Source organism: Nocardiopsis sp. NPDC055879, assembly GCF_053615935.1.
Window position 1 is genome coordinate 1 of record NZ_JBSHCT010000061.1, and the last position, 4,507, is coordinate 4,507.

Genomic DNA, 4,507 nt, shown 5'->3' on the forward strand with positions numbered 1-4,507 from the left:
GTTGGTGGCCGAGTACACCCGCCCCCAGCAGGTGGTCGCGGACCTGACCGGCACCGACCAGATCACCGAACACACCCGCACCCTGGACCGTTCGTACCGGGCCCTGAGCCCGACCCTGCAACACCCGGGGGCGAGCGCGTTCGAAGAGGTGGCGTGGGCCGACCTTGCCGTGACGACCGTGTCCGCGCCGACCCCATGCGTAGTACCGACCCATGTGCAAAGGCGTCGAGTGCGGGCACGGTTGGAGTTCGCCGCGATGCTGACCCGCCCTGGCGGAGTCGTCGCTGTCATCACCCCTATCGGCCATGCACCATCGGGGGTGGTGGATCCGGCACCAGGGGTGGTGCGGGCCGCCACCTGCGCGGGGCTCGTCTACATCCAACACGTGATCGCGTTGACCGTGCCGATCTGCGAGCAAGGTCTGGGCGCCACGATCCCGGTACGCGGCCAGGACGGGTTCGACCCTGAGAAGGACACCGAGGTCGGGGGAGAAGAGGACGAGGTGGGTTTGCCGCACTCGGTGGCAGAGGCGGCGGCCACCATCACTTCACCGGCTCACCTGAACGTGTCGGTCTTCCGCAAGAAGGGCCGCAGCGTGCCCGCGGACTCGCGTGGGGAGGTGGGTGCGTGAACCAGGACCAAGACCGGGGCGAGGTCCACTTCGACAAGGTCAGGTCGGGCCAGGACTCGGCGGATCACCGGGATGAGAACAATAGCGGCCCCCAACCGGGCGGAGGAGCGGGGTGGTCGGTGTGGACCACCGGCCAACAGCAGGCACAGCGCCAGCGCGGGGGGCGGTATTCGCGGCTCTCGGTGGAACACCCGGCCAAGATGCTGCCCGAGATCGCGCGCCATGCCATCACCACTTACACCCGGTCGGGGGAGGTGGTGCTGGATCCGATGTGCGGGATCGGTACGAGTCTGGTCGAAGCCGTTCACCTCGATCGGCGGGCGGTGGGGATCGAGTTGGAGCCCAAGTGGGCCTCCATCTCCCGGCTGAACCTGGAAACCGCGACCGTCCAGGGCGCGACGGGTGAGGGGCGGGTGCACACCGGGGAAGCAGCGGAGGTCGCCGAAAGGTTGGCCGGCACAGCTTTGGCGGGCCGGGTGCGGTTGGTGGTCACCTCGCCCCCGTATGGGGCGATGACCCATGGTCAGGTCCGCTCCCGCCGCGATGGGGCCCGTGCGGTGGAGAAGTACGCCCACCGTTACTCCCGGGACCGGGATCGTCGGGCGGCCAACCTCGCCTACCAGCGCCCGGAAAAGCTGGCGGATTCGTTCACCCGCATCATGGCGGCCTGCCGCACCCTGTTGGCCCCGGGAGGGGTGGTCGTGGTGACCACTCGCCCCTACCGCAAGAACGGGGAACTCACCGACTTCCCCGGGCAGGTCGCCGAAGCCGGGACGAGGGCCGGGTTGGTGCAGGTGGATCGGTGCGCTGCCCTGTTGTGCGCGGTGCGTGAAGGGGAGGTGGTGTCCCGGACCTCGTTCTTTCAGCTCATCGAGACCCGACGGTTGCGCAAGGGCGGCTGGCCGGTGCACGTGATCCAGCACGAGGACGTGCTGGTCTTCACCAACCCTGACCCGAAACAGGACACCTTGGAAGAGAGGGCCGCGGCATGAGCCACATCCAACCCGAAGAAGACAAGCGTCGTACCGTGCCGGGCCCGTTCCTACCCGAGCGGGAGTTCTTCACCGACGCCGCCGGCCCCGAGCTGCGCGAGCGCATCATCACCGACATGCGCTCTTTGGCGAGCTTTCTGGAAGAACACCCGCAGTTGCCGATCAGCCCGCATACGAGTGTGGACGTGACCTACTTCCCAAGCACCGAAACCGACCAGGCAGCCCTGGCCGAGGTGGTCGAAGCCGGAGCGTATCTGGGGCGGATCCCGGCTTGGGAAGGCGACCACTACCTGGTCGAACACGCCTGCGGTGCGGGCCGCTACCGGGTGGTGGCCATCCCTGAGGCGGTCCGGGCCCGGTATCGGGCGTGGTTGACCTCCACCGGACACGTGCGCCAAGACTGACCGGCCGGCCCTTGTGGGGGACGGCCGGCCACGGGCTGGTGGGCGTGACCACTGCCAGGGGCGGTGGGGCCACCAACGGCCCCACACCGCCCCGAGCCCCCGGGCGCCGCCACCCAGGCCGGGCCCGGGGGTCGAGGCCCTACGTTCGGGCATTGGTGGCCCTGACCAGTGAAAACGACAAACACCCCGTTTTCGGTCGGGGTGTGGGTGGTGGAGGGAAAATCCGGTGGGGTTGTTGACGAATCCGCTTGCACTTCTCGGCGAGGTCGAGCGTGGATGCGTGGTGCCCCGCAAAACGCGGGGCCGCGCACCATATCCGTGCAGATCAGAGGTGGTGGGGAGGTGGGTCAGGTGAGGTCGGATGCTCCGGTCCGGATGGACGAGATCGGACAACTGCCGGTGGTGTTGGACCCGGTCCACGCTGGGCGGATGCTCGGGATGGGCCGCACCACCACCTACCGGCTCCTGCGTCAAGGCGCCTTCCCGGTCCCCGCTCACAGAGCGGGCAGGTCCTGGAAGATCCCCACCGCCGGGGTTCTGGCCCACCTCGGCCTGGAAGCCTTCGCCACTTCGGGTGGGTGTGGTGTGTGCGGTGACCACAACAAGGAGGGGGAGTCGTAGATGGCTTCTCACCAGGGACGAGTGTTCAAACGCTGCGGGTGCCGGGATGAGAACTCCGGGCGTGCGCTGGGGGTGCGGTGTCCGAAGCTGCGCCGCCAGGGCGGGGCGTTCAACCCCCGCCACGGCGACTGGGGTTACCAACTCGAACTACCCCGCACGAGTGAGGGAAAGCGCCGGCAGGCCCGCCGTGCCGGGCTGGACAGCCAGGAGCAGGCCTGGGAAACGCTGGATCACCTCAAAGCCCTACTGGACCTAGCCCAAGGAGAACCGGATGTAGAGGTGCAGATCGCGGACCTGATCCAGAACGCCCTCAAGGCCCGCACCCGGTTCCCCTCGGTCGAGGAGGTGCGCAAACGTCTGGGAACAGGGGCTGATGTGCGCAAGGAAGCCCCCACCGTGGGTGCGTATCTCGCGGGGTGGATTCAGGCCAAGCCGGATCTGGCCGAGGGCACCCGCGCCTCCTACCAGGGCCACCTTCGCAAATACCTGATCCCGCATCTGGGCAAGGTGCGGTTGGATCGGCTCACATCACGCCAGGTCGAGGCGATGTTCGACTCCATCGAGGCGAACAACGTCCACATCCTGGAATGCCGGGACTCCGCCGACCCCCAAGTGCGGGCCTCGGTCCGTAACCAACGGGTGATCTCGCTGTCCACCAAGCACCGCATCCGCGCCACCCTGCGCAGCGCTCTGTCGGACGCGGTGCGCAACCCCGAGGAGGTGGTGAACATCAACGCAGCCTCACACGCCCGTCTGCCGTTGTGTCCGAGGAAACGCCCACTGGTATGGACCCCAGACCGTGTTCGACAGTGGGAGAAGGACGGAACGGTGCCGGGGGAAGTGATGGTGTGGACCCCCGAGCAGACCCGCACCTTCCTCACCCACGCCCGCAGGTACGTCTGGTTGCACCCGCTGTTCCACCTGATCGCCGTCAAAGGGCTGAGGCGGGGTGAAGCGGTGGGCCTGCCCTGGGCCAACACCCGGTTGACGGACGCCGAAGCGGATATCCGCACCCAGGTGGTGCAGTTGTCCTGGACCACGTTCACCTCCACCCCCAAGAGTGAGGCGGGACAGCGCACCATCACGTTGGACGCCGACACCGTCAAGGTGCTGCGGGGGTGGAAGAAGTTCCAGAACCAGGCCCGCCTGAAGGCCGGGGCGGAGTGGGTGGATTCGGGGTTGGTGTTCACCCGCCAAGACGGCACGGGTTGGCACCCCTCGCACGTCAGTGACTGGTTCGCCCGCATCGCCCGAGCGGCCGGACTCCCACCCATCACGCTGCACGGGCTCCGCCACGGGGCCGCCTCGATGGCCCTGGCCGCGGGAACGGACGTGAAGGTGGTCTCGGCCGAGCTAGGGCACTCCACCGCCCACTTCACCCAGGACACCTACCAGACGGTGTTTCCCGAGGTGGCCAAAGCAGCGGCTGAGGCCACCGCCGCCCTGCTGCGCGGGGAGCCGGCCAAGGTGAGCAACCTGGCCCCGGTGCGGTAGCCGGTTCCGGGGAGCACACCAGGAGCCCCACAAGGGCTCAAGGCCCCAGGTGAGGATACGGGTTCACCCGCCCTGGCCTGGGGTTTCCTCGTGGCCGGGGCGCGTTGACCATCGGATCAAAGGTCCCCTGGTTGGGGTTGCTCCTCGGACGGTTCGTCCTGCCAGTACCGAAGGACCTGTCCACTGGCCTGAGTGTCGGGATAGTCGGGGCCCAGTACCCGTCTCAGGTCGACTACCAGGACGGCTAAAAGACGGATGGCGTTGGTGGAATCACCGCACTCATAGGTCCACACGGCGAGGTTGTGGCGTGTGGTGAGTGTGTCGGGGTGGTCGGGTCCGAGAATGCGCAGTTGGTCATCTAGGAG

The 4,507-nt window shown here is 67.8% G+C and carries 6 protein-coding genes; 5 read left to right on the forward strand and 1 reads right to left on the reverse strand.

Features of this window, described 5'->3' with window-relative positions; all coding sequences use genetic code 11:
- From ACWGKS_RS29565 to ACWGKS_RS29585, 5 genes are all read left to right on the forward strand, one after another.
- On the forward strand, positions 1–631 hold a 631-nt coding region (locus ACWGKS_RS29565), incomplete at its 5' end, for a hypothetical protein (protein ID WP_452525005.1).
- Positions 628–1,623: a TRM11 family SAM-dependent methyltransferase gene (locus ACWGKS_RS29570; protein ID WP_452525007.1), complete on the forward strand. Its 996-nt coding sequence runs from the start codon at positions 628–630 to the stop codon at positions 1,621–1,623. The genes ACWGKS_RS29565 and ACWGKS_RS29570, both read left to right, overlap by 4 nt.
- Positions 1,620–2,027, forward strand: a complete 408-nt coding sequence (locus tag ACWGKS_RS29575) for a hypothetical protein (RefSeq protein ID WP_452525008.1) — start codon at positions 1,620–1,622, stop codon at positions 2,025–2,027. The genes ACWGKS_RS29570 and ACWGKS_RS29575 overlap by 4 nt, the downstream gene beginning before the upstream one ends.
- A 351-nt stretch (positions 2,028–2,378) precedes the next feature.
- Positions 2,379–2,648, forward strand: coding sequence for a helix-turn-helix domain-containing protein (locus ACWGKS_RS29580; protein ID WP_452525010.1), 270 nt, complete (start codon positions 2,379–2,381; stop codon positions 2,646–2,648).
- Positions 2,649–4,142: a tyrosine-type recombinase/integrase gene (locus ACWGKS_RS29585; RefSeq protein WP_452525012.1), complete on the forward strand. Its 1,494-nt coding sequence runs from the start codon at positions 2,649–2,651 to the stop codon at positions 4,140–4,142.
- Positions 4,143–4,258: 116 nt separating this feature from the next.
- On the opposite strand, the gene ACWGKS_RS29590 is transcribed toward ACWGKS_RS29585, so the two are convergent.
- Positions 4,259–4,507: tetratricopeptide repeat protein (locus ACWGKS_RS29590; RefSeq protein WP_452525014.1), on the reverse strand; the 249-nt coding region annotated here is incomplete at its 5' end.